Genomic DNA, 15138 nt, shown 5'->3' on the forward strand with positions numbered 1-15138 from the left:
GCAGCGCCGGATACCGACGACACGACGTACTTGGGCAATCGGCCGCGTCCGCGAAGCCGATGCGCGTCGCTCAATGCGCGCCCGCAGCGCGATCCGGCGGATATCGCTTGAACAGCACCGACGCATTCACGCCACCAAACCCGAAACCATTGGACAGCGCAATGTCGACGGGAACGTGCCGGGCCGAAGGACCGATCAGATCGAGTCCGGCGGCAGCCTCGTCGGGGTGCTCGAGATTCAGTGTTCCGGGCAGCACGCCATCCCGCAGCGCGAGAATGGAGAATGCCGCTTCGATCGCGCCGGCCGCCCCGAGCAAATGCCCGGTCGCCGACTTGGTCGACGAAATCGCCGGGCCGGCGCCCACGCCGAAGACCGTCTTCAGCGCCTCGATTTCTCCGGAGTCGCCGACCGGCGTCGACGTCGCATGCGCATTGACGTAGTCGACACGCTCCGGGGCGATGTCGCCCATCTCGAGGGCCAGTTTCATCGCCCGCATGGCGCCAGATCCGTCGTCGGGCCCGGCGGTCATGTGGTAGGCGTCAGCCGTGGTTCCGTACCCGATGATCTCCGCGATCGGACGAGCGCCGCGCGCGATGGCGTGGTCGAGAGACTCGACCACCAGCATCGCGGCCCCCTCACCCATGACGAATCCGTCCCGATCGCGGTCGAACGGCCGCGACGCACGAGTCGACTGATCGCCGAAGCCGGTCGACAGCGCGCGCGCCGCGGCGAATCCGCCCAGGCTCACCTTGTCGAATGCCGCTTCCGCGCCGCCGGCCAGCACGACGTCGGCCTCGCCGTTCCGGATCAGGCGCAGTGCATCGCCGATTGCCTGCACGCTCGCCGCGCAGGCCGTCACGGGACAGCCGAGCGGCCCGCGAAACTGATGCTTGATCGAAATCTGACCAGCCGCCAGATTCGACAGAAAGAACGGAATGGTGAACGGCGACAAGCGCCGCACGCCGCGCGTCTCGCCGATTCTCACCGCCTCGGCCAGGCCCGGAAAGCCGCCGATGCCCGACGCGACGACGGTGGCCGTCCGCTCGCGCTGACGTTCCTCTTGCGGCGCCCATCCCGCTTCCGCGAGCGCCTCATCCGCGGCAACCATCGCCATCTGGATGAAGCGGTCCATTTTCCTCAGCTCCTTGTTCGGCACCGAGCTTTCCGGATCGAAACCGCCGTCAGGATCGTCGGCCTTCGCAGGCACGGTCCCGCCGACCTTGGCGGCCAGGTCGCCGACGATTTCGTCGCCGAGCCGGCGAAGTCCCGACGATCCGCCGATCAGGCGCTGCCATACCAGTTCCTTGCCGCAACCCAGCGGAGACACAATGCCGATACCGGTTACTACCACTCGAAGCGTCATTTCACATTCCTCTCGCGGACCGGGACTTGCCGAGCCACATCATTAAAGCTGTTCATCTTCATGCGCACCTTTTGAAACACTGCTTGCAGGCGCCACGCCGGAAGCGCCGGGGCGCGCCGGACGCGTGGCGGACCGCAGACATTCACAATGCGCGTCGCGCACTTACACGGCTTGCTCGAACACATGCGACGCGCGAAGGCCGCGCGGCATGTCGAGCGGTACGCCGTACTCCGACACGTCGAGGTCCAGCGCGGAGCGCGTCTGTTCATCGATCTCGATCCAGAACGGCAGAGTCGGCTTACCTTCGATCATTTGGGGCGGCGCGGCGCGATGCACGTTGACCCCCATGCGCTTCAGAAGCCGTTCGTTGCCGAGCACGGAAAATGCAATGAGACGGTTCGCGCCGTGTGCGTGCGCAACGCGGACGATTTCGGACATGAGCGCGCGCGTGTTTTGCCACGACTCTTCGGCAGTCAACGACTGGCCGCGCGGCATGCTCATCGCGAAGCGGGACAACTCCCAAACATCCCGCGCACGGGGGAGAGAAGCGTCGCCCATCAAATCCGAGAAAACATTACCGAGCAGATACGGTTCGTCTGTCGGCAGCAATCGACCGCACCCGACGATTTCACCGTTGCGGTCGCAAGCGACGACATAAACCGTGTCTGCGTGATCGAAATCGTCAAATTCGATGCCGTTGTCGGTCGGCAATGACCATCCGAGTTCCTGTATGAAGACCTTATGCCGAAACTTCGCAAGTCGATACATCATCTCGCGACTCAAATCAGCGCTTCGCCCCGACAATAAAGTCAACATCTGAAAGCCCTCTCTCTCATCTCAGAATTGTTAGCGCGATTGAACCCGAAATTGACGGGGCAACCTAGCTGCCCGAATGGGCAGGGTGTGGCGCTTTGGACGAGACTCGCCGCGCCGAATGGACTGAAACACGCCGGCGAGAAAGCGGATTCTGGATTTAACTGGCAACGGCGAGCGGGGCGTTCGCACGAACCATCTCGAGCACGCCTGTCATGAACGGCTCCAAGCAAGGCTCTCTGGGTGCCTCGTCACGGCAGGAATAATCGTGCCGCCATCGAAACATCGCTGAAGCCGACGAGGGCGATTGTCGGCAACCGGCGGCTGCGCGACACGAAGCTTTAACGGCGAAGCGCTATTTACCTGCCGAGAAATAATGAAGCGCCTTGAATACGAAATCAGTGATCGGCAACAATGGCCGATTCAAGTTCGCGTTGACGCGCTCCCGAGCACAGCCAGTTCTGGATCAACGCTCGGCTGTATCGCGCGCCGTAATCATCGCCGTGCGTATCGAGCAGCATGACATTGCTGCTGACGTCGTCCGTGCCGACCTTCACTTCGGACCGCCCGGCCGCCACATACCATACGCACCCAACGCTTGCGGCCGGTTGCGTCTCGGTGCAGACCAGCTCGTAGTAGCCGGCATTGACTGCGCTGATCCCCTCACCCCACAGGTCATGTAACAAATCCGGGGTTTGCTGACACATATGCTGATGGAAACGCAGCGCGTAGAACGCCGGCAAGGTCAATCGTACGTATCCGTCATTCAGCTTTTTTGGCATGTTCGTTCTCTCATCGTGGCACCTGTTAAAATTTGCGCGGCTTAGTCCGGCAAGATTAGCAGCGGAAACGGGCCGGAGGCGTTTCAACGCTCGTAGCGCTCGTGTTGCGACTGTGAATATCCGCTGCGATCACGCGCATTTTTATTACAATTATTACAGACCGTCCGGGGAATACCATCGCATCATCAAGATCACGCACCGCGGGCGGTAAATGCCTGATGACGCGTCGATCATGAAGCAATTCCAGGATTTTCGAACTCGCGATTTTCGGAAATGAAACTCAGTGTGATTTAAATATATACATTCCCACATGCAACATCCCCCAATTCGGTCGACGGCAAGTCCCGACACCATCTCGAAATGGATTCGATAAAGATTTGCATTCGACGTCATGTTTTGCCGTTCGACACGTCGAAGCGTGAGACGAGCCCTGAACGACTTTTGAAGGACCGGCCAACGCCCCCGGCAACACGATTCCCTGGGGCAAGATTGACCGCAAAGGTAACGATATGCATGCATGGAAAGAAAAGTATCTGAATGGATACGCCGCGGCAAAATCCGAGGCCGACGTATTTTTGGAGTTGTCGGCGGATGTGCGCGCCCTTGGATTCGAGTACTGTTCGTTCGGTCTGCGCATTCCGTTCCCGGTGACCAATCCGCAGTTCATGCTGCAGTCCAATTATCCGCAGACGTGGGTCGAGCGCTATGTGAGTGAAAACTACTTTGCCGTCGACCCGACCGTCCGGCACGGGCTCAGCCAGTTGATGCCATTGATCTGGCGTGCCGACACCCAGACTCAAAGCATCGAATTCTGGAAGGAGGCGGAGCACTTCGGCTTGCGCCACGGCTGGTGCATGCCGTCCGTCAGCCGCACCGGCGCGATTGGACTCGTGACCATGGTGCGGTCCAGCGAACCGATCGACGAGTGCGAACTCGAGGAAAAGGGATACAAGATGTCATGGCTCGCGAACACGGCCAACTGTGCGATGAGCATGCATCTGCTCGCGCAGCGCGCGCCGGAATATGCCGTCGAGCTGACTGCTCGCGAGCGTGAGTCGCTGCAATGGTCTGCTGCGGGGAAAACCTACGTCGAGATCGGCAAGATCATGCATGTCGACGAGCGCACCGTGAAATTTCACCTGGTCAATGCGATGCGCAAGCTGAATGCCACCAACAAGACTGAAGCCGCGGTCAAGGCGGCAATTCTGGGACTCCTGTTCTGACGCCATTCCCTTCATCGGCCGTACGCCGACTGGTGCAACGCGGGGCCATGCCCGCTGGGCGGTAGGGCCCTCAAAGCGGCAGCCCCGGGGGCCCGATTCAATGGCCGGCGGCCTCGCAAGCCGCCCCGATTACCTAGGTAATTGACACGTATGGACCTAGGTAATTGGCGTCCCTACCATGGTTTTCGACGCGAACCCAAGCGCCCACATGAAGAGGACACGACCATGACCACCCAGGACGTCGATACCCGCACGCTACGACGCGTGATCGCCGCAGCGTCGATCGGCAATTTCGTCGAATGGTTCGATTTCGCCGCATACGGCTTTCTCGCCACCATCCTGACGCGTGAATTCTTCCCCAGCGGCGACCCCACGATCGGGCTCCTGAAGACTTTCGCGGTGTTCGCGGTGGCCTTCGCATTCCGCCCGCTGGGCGGCCTTGTCTTCGGCGTGATCGGCGACCGGATCGGACGCAAGCGCACCCTTGCGCTGACGATCCTGATGATGGCCGGCTCGACGACGTTGATCGGCCTGCTGCCGACCTACGCGAGCATCGGCTACTGGGCACCGTTGCTGCTCACGATCATTCGCTGCGTCCAGGGGTTCTCGGCAGGCGGCGAATATGCCGGCGCATGCGCGTACGTGATGGAACACGCACCGCGCCGCCGCCGCGCCTTCTTCGGCAGCTTCGTGCCGGTATCGACCTTCTCGTCGTTCGCTTGCGCGGCGGTGGTGGCCTATCTGCTCGAATCGTCGCTGTCGTCGCAGGCAATGGTCGAATGGGGCTGGCGCGTGCCGTTCCTGATCGCGGCGCCGGTCGGCCTCATCGGCGTCTACCTGCGTGTCAGCCTGAATGAAACGCCCGCGTTCCAGGCGCTCGAAGGCAAGCACGACATCGCGCATGCCCCGCTGATGGAAACGCTGCATTCGCAGTCGAGGAATATCCTGAAGCTCGGCGCGTTCGTGTCCGTGACGGCGCTGTCGTTCTACACGTTCACGACGTATTTCGCGACCTACCTTCAAGTGGCCGGGCACCTGTCTCGCGGCACGTCGCTTCTCGTGACGGTGCTCGCGCTCTTCTTCGCCGCGGCCCTGTGCCCTGTCGCCGGCTTCTTCTCCGACCTCGTCGGCCGCCGCGCGACGATCGCCACGACCGGCATCTTCATCATCGTGTCGGTTTATCCGGCGTTCTCGCTCGGCGGTTCGGGCGTGCTGTCGCAATCGCTGATCGGCGTCGCGCTGCTTGCGATCGGTGCGGTGTTCTCGGGCGTGGTGACGGCGCCGCTGATGTCGGAAGTGTTCGCGACGAAAACGCGCTACACGGCATCGGCGATCACGTACAACCTCGCCTACACGATCTTCGGCGGTACCGCGCCGCTCGTCGCCACATGGCTGATCGCCGCGACGGGGACCAACCTGTCGCCCGCGTACTACCTGATCGCCGTGTCGATCTTCGCGATGATTGGCGGCCTGGCGCTGCCGGAAACGTCGAAGACGGCACTCGAGGAAGCTGGTGCGGCGACCGCGAGCGCCGCGCGGGCCGCGAAGCGCGGCGTCGAAGGCGCCGTTTGAGCACAGGCCACGGATGAGTTGCCCGCAGGCGCTACCGCTACAATCTGGCAGGAGCAAACCCGTCCGATAGCCTAGGTCCGAACACGGTTCGGACCCGTCGACACGATGCCGACCATGACCGACACGATGCCAAGCCTCGACTACGAAGATCTCTTCAGGCATCTGCCCGTCGCGGCCATCGTCGCCAGAGAACGCATCATGGTCGACTGCAACGAGAAGGCGCTGCAACTGTTCCGGGCGACCCGCGACGACATCGTCGACCAGTCGTTCGCGAAGCTGTATCCGCAGCGGAAGGACTTCGCGACGACCGGCCGCCGCCTCGCGCCGCTGCTCGCGAAACATGCGGGGTTCAGCGACGACCGCATCATGCGTCGCGTCGACGGCAGTCATTTCTGGGTCACCGTATGCGGCTTCGGCTACAACTCGAAGCGACCCTTCGAGCTGGCCATCTGGACCTTCACCGACCTGTCCGAGAACGCGAAGCATCCCGACGTCGTCAGCACGTTGACCGATCGCGAGCGCGACGTCGCGGCATTCCTGGTTCACGGCCTGACCAGCAAGGAGATCGGCAAGGAACTGAGCATCAGCCCGCGCACGGTCGATATTCATCGTGCGAGCTTGTTGAGGAAGTACGAGGTACGCACGACCCACGAACTGATCACGTGCCTGCTGGCGTGAGTTGCGCGCGCAGGAACGGCGCATCCGGCATCCCCGCTCCGAAAAAAAGCCCGGCGAAGCCGGGCCAATCAGATCGAGACACAAGGAGAATCCCGCCCACCCCACACCGGGCGGTCACGCCGCGCTACACGACGTTCTTTTCGACGATCGGCCGGTTTTCGAGCACACGCTCCCAGCCGAGCGACGACAGGTCGAGCGATTCATACCGCCCGCCCAGGATCAGTTCGCTCACGCCACGCCCCGTCGCGGGCCCTTGCTGCAGCCCGTGCCCGCTATACCCGTTCGCGAACACGACGTTGTCGAGTTCGGGGTGATATCCGATGATCGCGTTGTGATCGAACACGTTGTACTCGTAGTACCCGGACCAGCAGTTCTCCACGCGCAGCGCTTCGAACTCCGGCACGCGATTCGCGAGCGTCGGCCAGATCACCTCGTCGAACAGGTCGTGATCGACCTCGTCGAGCGGCAGGTCGTCGGGATCGCGATCCGGGCTCGGCGACGTCCCGCAAATGTACGTGCGCCCTTCCGGCCGGAAATACACGCCCGTCGGATCGATCAGCAGCGGGCAATCGGTCAGCTTCGCCGGCGACGACACGTTGAAGATGCTGCGACGCCGCGCATACACGGGAATGTCGATGCCCATCATCGACGACAGCGTGCGCGTCCATGCGCCGGCCGCATTGACGAGCGTGTCGCATGCGTAGCGCTCGCCGCCGTTCGTCACCACGTGCGTGATCTTGCGACCGTCGCGAACGACGCCGGTCACATCGGCCGGCACATACCGCGCGCCCAGTGCCTGCGCCTTCTTGCGCAGCGCCTGCACGAGCCCGTAACCGTCGAACCACCCTTCGCCGCTCACGCCATAAGCGCCCGACACGAGATCGTCGACGTTCAGCCAGGGAAACTTCGCGCGCAGCGCATCGCGATCCATCAACCGGATATCGGCGCCGAGCTTGGTCTGCAGCGCATGGTTCTCGCGCAGCGTCGCATCGCCCGCCGGCGTCGCGAGAAACAGGTAACCGCCTTCGTGCAGATCGATCGACGGCCGCGTGCCGTCGACCTCGAGCCGTTCGCCGATCGTGCGCAGGAAGTCGATCCCGAACAGCGACATCTCGATCGACAGCGGCGTCGAGAACTGCTGGCGAATCGACGCGGCCGACAGCGCCGACGACGACTTCGCATAGGTGGGATCGCGTTCGATGACGGTCACGGACACCGTCGGATCGGTAGCGCGCAGGAAATAGGCGATCGAGCTGCCGATCACACCACCGCCGACGATGACGACTTGAGAACTCACGACTGACTCCAGTTACACGTATGAGGCGCCGCCGGCCGGCCGCGCCCGAAGGTTGTTCGTGCCGCGTCGCGCGCGGCGTCGTGCGGGCTGGCCACCCGGCGAATCGCCCCGACGTGCGCCGCGACCGCATCCGATCGCTTCGGCTATTTCAGCACGTCCTGCATCGCCGCGAAAGTCCGCGCGCGTTCGGGTATTCAGTCCGCCGTTTGCGTGGTGACGGGCTGCCACGCGGCGTTCTTCACTTCATACAGCGTCGAGCTCGGATTCTTCAGGTCGCCCGTGCTCGTGAACGCGATCGTGCCGGTGATGCCGTCGTAGCGCGTGCCCTTCAGCGCGCCGTTGAAATCGGCCGGCTTCGTCGAGTTCGCCTTCTGCATCGCGTTGATCGCGATCCACGTCGCGTCGTACGCGAAGGGCGCATACGCGAGCATGTCGACGCCGTACTTCTGCTTGAATTTCGTTTCGAACTGCTTGCCTTTCGCGAGACGCGCGAGCGGCTGCCCGTATTCCCACACGGCCGCGCCTTCGGCCGCGTTGCCGGCGAGCTTGATGAAGTTCGCGTTCATCACGCCGCCGCCGGCCAGGAACTGCGCGCGGATGCCGAGCTGACGCATGCGCTTGACCAGCATCGCGGACTGCGCGTCGAGGCCGCCGAAGAACACCAGGTCGGCATTCGTGCTCTTGATCTTGGTGAGCTGCGCGCTGAAGTCGACGGCCTTGTCGTTCGTGAATTCGCGCGCGACGATCGTGCCGCCGTTCGCCTTCGCGGCCTTCTCGAATTCGTCGGCTTCGCCCTGGCCGAACGCGGTGCGGTCGTCGATGATCGCGATGCGCTTCGCCTTGGTCACGCTCGCCGCATACGCGCCGGCATTGCCGGCGTTCTGCGCATCGGTCGCGATCACGCGATACACGGTGCCGAGGCCGGCGCGCGTGATGTCGGGATTGGTCGCCGACGGCGTGATCATCGGAATGCCGGCCTTCGCGTAGAGCTTCGACGCGGGCAGCGTCGTGCCGGAATTGAAGTGGCCGATCACGACGGCCACCTGCGCGTCGGTCAGCTGCTGCGCGGCCTGCACGCCGATGCGCGGATCGCTCTGGTCGTCCTGCGACGCGACGACGAACTTCACCGGCTTGCCGCCGATCGTCGTGTGCGCGGCGTTCGCCTCGTCGACGGCCATGCGCACGCCGTTCTCGATGTCCTTGCCGTATGCGGCGCCGCCGCCGGTCAGCGGCACAGCCACGCCGACCTTGACGACCGTCTCCTGCGCGTGGGCCGCGCCGGTCTGGAACGCGAGGGTCGCGGCGGTCAGTGCAATGCCGGAAAGAGAACGAATGCGGAACGTCATCGGCCAATCCTTCTTCTGTGGGTCGGGATGCGACGCGCGATCGTCGCGCGCCGGCGACCTCCCCCGTGCCGGTGATTTTTCCGATGCCGGCGTGCCGCCGATGGCGCGTCACTTGCCGGTCGATCCCCGCGGCTCCGTCTCCGGGAACCCGTCGGCGCGAAAGAGGTGAACCGATTGTGGGTAGCCAATTCGCGTGCAGCAAACGAAATATCGGAACTATGTTGTGAGCAATTGTCATCAAGTGCCGACGCTACCGACGGCACGCGGCCCGCGCGACGGCGGGCCGGGAAGAGGAAACATCGGCGGGATGCGCGCATGCCGCGTTGCATCGGGCCTGCGCCGGGTAATGCCGATGGAGCATCACCGTCGTATCGGACAGCGGCAACGCACCGCACATCGCGCGATTCGGTCGATGGCGCCGGACCGGTCAATGCCTGTCGGTGCCCGTCTGCTTGCGCACCGCATCGGCCGCCTCGCCGGCCTTCTCCTGGACCTTGCCGGCCTGCTGTTCCGCCACGCCTTCCGCTTCCGTCTCGCGGTCGCCCGTCACCTTGCCGAGCGCTTCCTTGACCGAACCCTTCACCTGTTTGAGTTTGCCTTCGATGCGATTCCTGTCCATGGTCGTCTCCTGCGATGAGTTGGGGAGAGAGCCGACGGCACGGCAGCCTGCGCCGCACCGCCGAGTGGACAGGATCGCAGCCGCGCGCCGTGCGCGGCAGATGCGGATGCACCAGCCTGCATGGTGCATTCGCACCGATGGCCCGACGCCCGGCGTCAGTCCTTGCCGTTCGCGCCGCCCTTGTCGGCGCCCTTCTCGCCTCGCGCGCCGTTCGCGTCGGATGCGCCGACGATCCCGCGCTCGCGCGCCCACACGATCGCCTCGCCGCGGCTATGCACGTCGAGCTTCGCGTAGATCGTCGCGACGTGATTGCGGACGGTGTTCGGCGCGAGCCCGAGGCGGGCGGCGATCTCCTTGTCGGCGAGGCCGTGACACAGCAGGTCGAACACGTCGCGCTCGCGCGCGGTGAGGTCCGACAGTTGCGCGCCCGCGTCCGGCGCATTCGCGCGGCGTACGTTCGCCAGTTTTTCGATCAACGTGCGGCTGAACCACGACGCGTCCTGCATCGCGGTCTCGATCGCATAGACGAGTTCCATCTCGGTGCGCTTGCGATCGCTGATGTCGAGCAGCGCGATCAGCAGGCAATCCTGCCCGTGAATCGCGACCGGTTCGGCAGACACGACGCAATCGCGCACTTCGCCGTCGCGCGTGCGGATCTGCACGTCCGCGTTGCGCACGTTGCCGTCGCGCGCGAGCTGGCCGTCGATGCACTGCCGGGCGCCGCGCTCGGCCCACAGCCCGATCTCGTCCGCCGACTTGCCGAGCAGATCGTCGCGCGCGTGGCCGGTCATCCCGACGAAGGCGTCGTTCACGTCGAGCAGCTCGAAGCGGCCGGCCGTGACGATCGCGGTCGCGACCGGCGCCATCCGGAACGCCTTCGCGAAACGCTCTTCGCTCTGCCGCAGCGCGAGCTCGGCCTGCTTGCGCGGCTCGAGATCCATGAACGTAAACAGCATGCACGCCTCGCCATTCATGTCGATCGGCTGACCGGCGACCACCACCGCCTTCGTGCCGCCGTCCGCGCGCTTGAGCACGGCCTCCATCTGCGGGATCGTCGCGCCCTCGCCCAGCCGCTCGATCGCGAGTTCGCGCCGCTCGGCGTGTTCGAGCACGTCGAGTTCGTAGACGGAGCGGCCGAGCACGTCATCGCGCGCATGGCCGGTCATCTCGAGGAAGCCTTGATTGACCTTCACGTAGCGCAGGTCGTCGAGCCGGCAGATCACGGCCGGCGCCGGGTTCGCGTTGAACGTGCGCTCGAAGCGGTCCTCGGCGCTCGCCCATTCGGTCGCATCGTGCAGCACGAGCGCGAGGCAGTCGGGCTCGCCGGCCGCGTTCGTCAGCACGAGGCTGCGGATGCGGTGAACCCAGCTCACGTTCTCGTCGGCGGCCGATTCGACTTCGACGGTCACGTCGCTGAATTCCTCGCCCGCGATCACGCGATCCATCGGATAGTGGCCGTCGCGCACCGGATGGTTGTTCCGGTAGCGCAGCCGGAAGCGCTCGCGATACTCGGTGACGTCCGCGCCGAGCGCATCGAGCTCGGTGACGCCGTGCATCGCGAGCGCGGCCTCGTTCGCCCACACGATGCGCTGGTCGGGTTCGATGAGGATCACGCCCTCGGTGAGCCCCGCGATGATCTGGTGCAGCTGGCGCCGGTCGGTATGCGACTTGAGCGCCTGTTCGTTGACTCGTTCGTCCATGGGTCGGTGGTCCACGTGGTCGACAGGGTTGCCGGGTCGGTCGCGTCCGCGCCGATGCGCGCCAGCCTGCTCCGGCCGGCGCGTGCACGCGATGATCGCGTGCGGCCGACGCAAGCGACAGGCGCGGATGCACCATGCGCAATAGTACATTCGCATGCCGCGCCGCCTGCGTGCGCCATCCCGCCGAGCCGCGCGCGGCACGAGTCGCGCGCCGGCATCCCGCATCGCGCGCATCACGACGCACACGACGCACTTCCCGTTCCCGCTCCTTCGTTCCGTCCCCGTGCAAACGCACTAGCCGATCCGGTGAATTTGCGCGATGTCCGCGTGCATTCGCGCCGGTACGCTGGTACTGCATCGGCGCCCACGCGCCGCCCTTTCATACCGCAGAGGAGGATCACCTGATGAAGCTCCATCAGACACCCGATCCGACGCGCCCCGAGCCGGCCCCGGACAATCCGCCCGAACCCTCGCCCGGCACCGATCCGCCGGTGCCGCTGCCGCCCGACGTGCCGCGCCCCGACATGCCGCCGCGCGAGCCCGGCTACGACACGCCGATCGCGCGGTAACGCGCGGCGCGCCTGCGCAGATTCCCCATCCACCACGCCAATCGAAGGAGCACATCCATGAACAAGACCTCGAACCTGTCGGCGCTGCTCGCCGTCAGCGCGGCGTTCCTGCTTTGCGCCGCTCCGCTCACGAACGCACAGGCGGCGTCGTCGACCGACGACGGCATGAAGACCGAATCGAACCAGCCCGTCACCGACACGTGGATCACGACCAAGGTGAAGAGCGAACTCGCGACCACGGATGGCGTGAAAAGCATCCACGTCGGCGTGAAGACGGTCGACGGCGTCGTCACGCTGACGGGCGTGCTGCCGTCGAGGGTCGCGGTGAAGAAGGCCGTCGCCGTGACGCGCTCGATCAAGGGCGTGAAGCACGTCGACGCATCCGGCCTGAAGGCGAAGGCCTGAACTGTCGCGCGGCCGAGCGCCGCGCTTTTTTCCCCTTACTCCAGGAGCACACCATGAACGAAGACAAGATCAAGGGTCAATGGAAGCAGCTGACCGGCAAGCTGAAGGCCAAGTGGGGCAAACTGACCGACGACGATCTCGCGGTGGCCGAAGGCAACCGCGACTATCTGACCGGCCGGATTCAGGAACGTTACGGGATCGCGCGCGACGAGGCCGAGAAGCAGTTGAAGGAATTCGATCGCGAGCTTTGACGCGCCGGTCGTCTCACCCCGCCGCGATGCGTCGTGCGTCGCGGCCACGCGGAGGACCACGACATGGGCAAATATCTGATCGCATGGCTGCTCGGCGTACCGCTCGGCGTGCTGGTGCTGTTTTATCTGGTCACGCACCTGTTCTGACGATCTCGGCACCCGTCCAATGCAAACGGGCCGTCGGCTGTCATCAGCCGCCGGCCCGTTCGTCTGCGTGCGTCGCGCTTACTTCGCCGCGTTCGCCGTCATCTTGAAGATGCCTTGCGCGTTGCCCGCGTCGAAACGCAGGTCCGTCACCCAGCGGCGCGCCGCCTGGTCGAACGTGCGGCGGCGCGTGATGAATTCGTAGAACGAGCCGGGCACGTTGCGCTTCACGGTCCCGCCGTCGCGCGTGCGGAATTCGCGCTCGACGATGTCCGCGCGATACGCGGTCTGGAACACGCGGCCCGAACGCGAGCGCTCGACTTCCGGCTTCATCGGCCGGCCCTTCGCCTTCTCGTCGTCGGACAGCTTGAACACGTCGGTCACGCGATCGGTCGCGTGGTTGAACGCGTTGCCCTCGGTCGCGATCCACGCCATCTCGGCCGATTCGAGCAGCAGCGTCTCGTAATCGAGTTCGCTCGGCAGGTCGTGCTGGCGCGCGAACGCGCCGACGATCTCCGGCAGCAGCGCATGCGCGGCGTCGAGCGGCAGCCAGCCTTCGCGCTCGATCTCCCACAGCAACGCGACCGCCGCCGGCGACAGCGGATCGCGCGACGAGCTCACGACGTTCGTCACGGCCTGCTGGAATTCCCGGGAGAAGCGCTCCGGATGCAGTTCGCTGACGAAGAACTGCGCGATCTCGTCCGGCGCGTCTTCATGTGCATATGCGCGGCCGGTCATGCCGAGCTTGTCGAGCGGATAACGGCCGTTCAGGCGGAAGCCGAGCGGACGCAGGATGCGCGTGAACGCGGCTTCGCCCGGCGGCAGCGCGCCCGTGTGCGGCCAGCGCACCGTGCGCAGCGCGCCGTGGTCGAAGTAGACCGAGCCGCCGTTTTCGATCGCGTCGGCCGTGTACGCGCGGCCGTTCGCCGAACGTTCGAGCAGCCCTTCGAACAGCGCCATGTTCATCGCCTGCGCGATTTCCGCGCGCGTAACGACGTCGGTTTCCCATTCGTCGAGGATGGCCGGCATGTTCAGGGTCGCGAACAGGGCGTCGGTCTTCGCCTGTCCCAGCAGCTTCGTCAGCAGGCTCTCGATATTCGGATTGCGCATCAGGATTCTCGTGTTCGGGGGACCGCCGGCAAGCGTGCCGGCAACTCGAATGGCCGGCCGCCCAAGCGGGCGCCTGGCCTTGCGTGGGATGCATTATTCAAAGGGTTGCAGCGGGGCGTAAAGCGAGATTAAATTGACACGTGATGAGTTTTTGGAATTATCGGCCGTCTCCGCATTCGTCCTCCGGCCCGCCGCGGGCGGGTCCGTTCGTCAGACAAAACGAGCATCATGCGCAAATTCAAGATCCCCAACATGGGTGCGCTCGTGGCTTTCGAAGCCGCGGCGCGCCACGAGAGCTTCACGCACGCGGCCAAGGAGCTGTTCCTGACCGAAAGCGCGGTATCGCGGCAGATCGCGACACTCGAGGCGAGCCTCGGCGTGCGGCTATTCGCGCGCGTGAAGCAGCGCGTCGTGCTGACACGCGCCGGCAAGTTGTACGGCACGCAGGTGCGGCGCGCGCTGGAGGCGCTCGATCGCGACACGCTGTCGATCATCGCGCACGGCAGCGGCGGCGGCTACCTGGAGCTCGCGGTGCTGCCGACCTTCGCGTCGCACTGGCTGATCCCGCGCATCAAGAGCTTCTACGACCGCACGCCGGACGTGCGCGTGAACATGGGCAGCCGCACCGACCTGTTCTCGTTCGAGGACACGCACTTCGAGGCCGCGATCCACTACGGCAAGCCGACCTGGCCCGGCACGTCGTCCGACTACCTGTTCGGCGAGGAAGTCGTGCCGATCTGCTCGCCCGCGCTGCTCGACGGGCCGGTCGAACGCGTGGAGGATCTGCTCGCGTATCCGCTGCTGCACTCGACGACGCGTCCCGGCGCTTGGGCGCAGTGGTTCGAGACGCACGGCGTCGAGGACATCCGCACGATGCAGGGCGTGCGCTACGAGCTGCACACGATGCTGATCAGCGCGGCCGCGGCCGGGCTCGGGATCGCGCTGGTGCCGAAGTTCTTCGTCGAGGAGCAGTTGCAGCAGCTCGGCCTCGTCGTGCCGTGCGACGCGGCGACGGTCGGCGATTCGGCGTACTACCTCGTGTATCCGACGGAATTCAGTCACAGCAAGCCGCTGGAGTCGTTTCGTGCGTGGTTGCTGGAGCAGGCGAGCGCGTATGCCGCGCCGGGGCGCGCGGCGGATGACGCCGACATGGAGGACGACGAGGACGTCGAATAACAGCGCTTCCGGCTATTTGCGGCGCGGCGGCTTTGCATGCGTGCCGCACGGGCACACCGGCCGCGACGACCCTCGCCAGCCGCGCACCGT

At 64.9% G+C, this 15138-nt stretch carries 15 protein-coding genes; 7 read left to right on the top strand and 8 right to left on the bottom strand.

All coding sequences use genetic code 11. From position 1 onward, the window contains the following. Positions 1-70 precede the first annotated feature (70 nt). From fabF to ACV22W_RS04675, 3 genes are all read right to left on the bottom strand, one after another. Positions 71-1363: a beta-ketoacyl-ACP synthase II gene (fabF, locus tag ACV22W_RS04665; protein ID WP_448018070.1), complete on the bottom strand. Its 1293-nt coding sequence runs from the start codon at positions 1361-1363 to the stop codon at positions 71-73. A gap of 162 nt (positions 1364-1525) precedes the next feature. Then, entirely contained in the window at positions 1526-2179 is a 654-nt protein-coding gene (locus ACV22W_RS04670) for an acyl-homoserine-lactone synthase (RefSeq protein WP_448018071.1), read from the bottom strand. A gap of 395 nt (positions 2180-2574) precedes the next feature. Then, positions 2575-2958 (bottom strand): DUF4902 domain-containing protein, encoded by a 384-nt coding sequence (locus ACV22W_RS04675; RefSeq protein WP_448018072.1) that lies wholly within the window; start codon positions 2956-2958, stop codon positions 2575-2577. A gap of 509 nt (positions 2959-3467) precedes the next feature. On the opposite strand from ACV22W_RS04675, the gene ACV22W_RS04680 reads away from it, so the two are divergent. From ACV22W_RS04680 to ACV22W_RS04690, 3 genes are all read left to right on the top strand, one after another. Continuing rightward, complete coding sequence (locus ACV22W_RS04680; RefSeq protein ID WP_448018073.1) at positions 3468-4181, top strand: LuxR family transcriptional regulator; 714 nt, start codon at positions 3468-3470, stop codon at positions 4179-4181. A gap of 225 nt (positions 4182-4406) precedes the next feature. After that, a complete protein-coding gene (locus ACV22W_RS04685) occupies positions 4407-5753 on the top strand; it encodes an MFS transporter (protein ID WP_448018074.1) in 1347 nt (448 codons plus the stop codon). A 105-nt stretch (positions 5754-5858) separates the two neighbouring features. Then, complete coding sequence (locus tag ACV22W_RS04690) at positions 5859-6431, top strand: LuxR C-terminal-related transcriptional regulator (protein WP_448018075.1); 573 nt, start codon at positions 5859-5861, stop codon at positions 6429-6431. 124 nt (positions 6432-6555) lie between these two features. Here the strand turns inward: ACV22W_RS04690 and ACV22W_RS04695 are convergent, their stop codons facing one another. The 4 genes from ACV22W_RS04695 to ACV22W_RS04710 all read right to left on the bottom strand — a co-directional run bounded on the left by ACV22W_RS04695 (position 6556) and on the right by ACV22W_RS04710 (position 11393). Then, the gene (locus ACV22W_RS04695; protein WP_448018076.1) at positions 6556-7728 is read right to left on the bottom strand and encodes an NAD(P)/FAD-dependent oxidoreductase; all 1173 of its coding nucleotides are present in this window, start codon (positions 7726-7728) and stop codon (positions 6556-6558) included. Between the two features lie 194 nt (positions 7729-7922). Further along, positions 7923-9074 (bottom strand): branched-chain amino acid ABC transporter substrate-binding protein, encoded by a 1152-nt coding sequence (locus ACV22W_RS04700; RefSeq protein WP_448018077.1) that lies wholly within the window; start codon positions 9072-9074, stop codon positions 7923-7925. 427 nt (positions 9075-9501) lie between these two features. Further along, positions 9502-9693 carry a CsbD family protein gene (locus tag ACV22W_RS04705; RefSeq protein ID WP_448018078.1) on the bottom strand — a complete coding sequence of 64 codons (192 nt, stop codon included), beginning with the start codon at positions 9691-9693 and terminating at the stop codon, positions 9502-9504. 155 nt (positions 9694-9848) lie between these two features. Beyond that, positions 9849-11393 carry a helix-turn-helix transcriptional regulator gene (locus ACV22W_RS04710; protein ID WP_448018079.1) on the bottom strand — a complete coding sequence of 515 codons (1545 nt, stop codon included), beginning with the start codon at positions 11391-11393 and terminating at the stop codon, positions 9849-9851. Between the two features lie 404 nt (positions 11394-11797). On the opposite strand from ACV22W_RS04710, the gene ACV22W_RS04715 reads away from it, so the two are divergent. The 3 genes from ACV22W_RS04715 to ACV22W_RS04725 are packed head-to-tail and all read left to right on the top strand — an operon-like array spanning position 11798 to position 12618. Continuing rightward, the gene (locus ACV22W_RS04715; protein ID WP_167357956.1) at positions 11798-11962 is read left to right on the top strand and encodes a hypothetical protein; all 165 of its coding nucleotides are present in this window, start codon (positions 11798-11800) and stop codon (positions 11960-11962) included. Positions 11963-12019: 57 nt separating this feature from the next. After that, positions 12020-12367: a BON domain-containing protein gene (locus ACV22W_RS04720; protein WP_059819716.1), complete on the top strand. Its 348-nt coding sequence runs from the start codon at positions 12020-12022 to the stop codon at positions 12365-12367. Positions 12368-12420: 53 nt separating this feature from the next. Next, on the top strand, positions 12421-12618 hold the full coding sequence (locus ACV22W_RS04725) for a CsbD family protein (RefSeq protein ID WP_059819717.1): 198 nt from the start codon (positions 12421-12423) through the stop codon (positions 12616-12618). Between the two features lie 225 nt (positions 12619-12843). Here the strand turns inward: ACV22W_RS04725 and ACV22W_RS04730 are convergent, their stop codons facing one another. Beyond that, on the bottom strand, positions 12844-13872 hold the full coding sequence (locus tag ACV22W_RS04730) for a DUF1338 domain-containing protein (protein WP_059690385.1): 1029 nt from the start codon (positions 13870-13872) through the stop codon (positions 12844-12846). A gap of 228 nt (positions 13873-14100) precedes the next feature. Here ACV22W_RS04730 and ACV22W_RS04735 point away from each other — a divergent pair, with 228 nt between their 5' ends. Then, entirely contained in the window at positions 14101-15048 is a 948-nt protein-coding gene (locus ACV22W_RS04735) for a LysR family transcriptional regulator (RefSeq protein ID WP_448018080.1), read from the top strand. Positions 15049-15138: the final 90 nt, after the last annotated feature.

Source organism: Burkholderia sp. AW49-1, assembly GCF_053427845.1.

Excerpts from the sequence above, each read along its gene's own strand:
- fabF (WP_448018070.1), bottom strand. The coding sequence starts at position 1,363 with ATGACGCTTCGAGTGGTAGTAACCGGTATCGGCATTGTGTCTCCGCTG.
- ACV22W_RS04670 (WP_448018071.1), bottom strand. The coding sequence starts at position 2,179 with ATGTTGACTTTATTGTCGGGGCGAAGCGCTGATTTGAGTCGCGAGATG.
- ACV22W_RS04675 (WP_448018072.1), bottom strand. The coding sequence starts at position 2,958 with ATGCCAAAAAAGCTGAATGACGGATACGTACGATTGACCTTGCCGGCG.
- ACV22W_RS04680 (WP_448018073.1), top strand. The coding sequence starts at position 3,468 with ATGCATGCATGGAAAGAAAAGTATCTGAATGGATACGCCGCGGCAAAA.
- ACV22W_RS04685 (WP_448018074.1), top strand. The coding sequence starts at position 4,407 with ATGACCACCCAGGACGTCGATACCCGCACGCTACGACGCGTGATCGCC.
- ACV22W_RS04690 (WP_448018075.1), top strand. The coding sequence starts at position 5,859 with ATGCCGACCATGACCGACACGATGCCAAGCCTCGACTACGAAGATCTC.
- ACV22W_RS04700 (WP_448018077.1), bottom strand. The coding sequence starts at position 9,074 with ATGACGTTCCGCATTCGTTCTCTTTCCGGCATTGCACTGACCGCCGCG.
- ACV22W_RS04705 (WP_448018078.1), bottom strand. The coding sequence starts at position 9,693 with ATGGACAGGAATCGCATCGAAGGCAAACTCAAACAGGTGAAGGGTTCG.
- ACV22W_RS04710 (WP_448018079.1), bottom strand. The coding sequence starts at position 11,393 with ATGGACGAACGAGTCAACGAACAGGCGCTCAAGTCGCATACCGACCGG.
- ACV22W_RS04715 (WP_167357956.1), top strand. The coding sequence starts at position 11,798 with ATGAAGCTCCATCAGACACCCGATCCGACGCGCCCCGAGCCGGCCCCG.
- ACV22W_RS04720 (WP_059819716.1), top strand. The coding sequence starts at position 12,020 with ATGAACAAGACCTCGAACCTGTCGGCGCTGCTCGCCGTCAGCGCGGCG.
- ACV22W_RS04725 (WP_059819717.1), top strand. The coding sequence starts at position 12,421 with ATGAACGAAGACAAGATCAAGGGTCAATGGAAGCAGCTGACCGGCAAG.
- ACV22W_RS04730 (WP_059690385.1), bottom strand. The coding sequence starts at position 13,872 with ATGCGCAATCCGAATATCGAGAGCCTGCTGACGAAGCTGCTGGGACAG.
- ACV22W_RS04735 (WP_448018080.1), top strand. The coding sequence starts at position 14,101 with ATGCGCAAATTCAAGATCCCCAACATGGGTGCGCTCGTGGCTTTCGAA.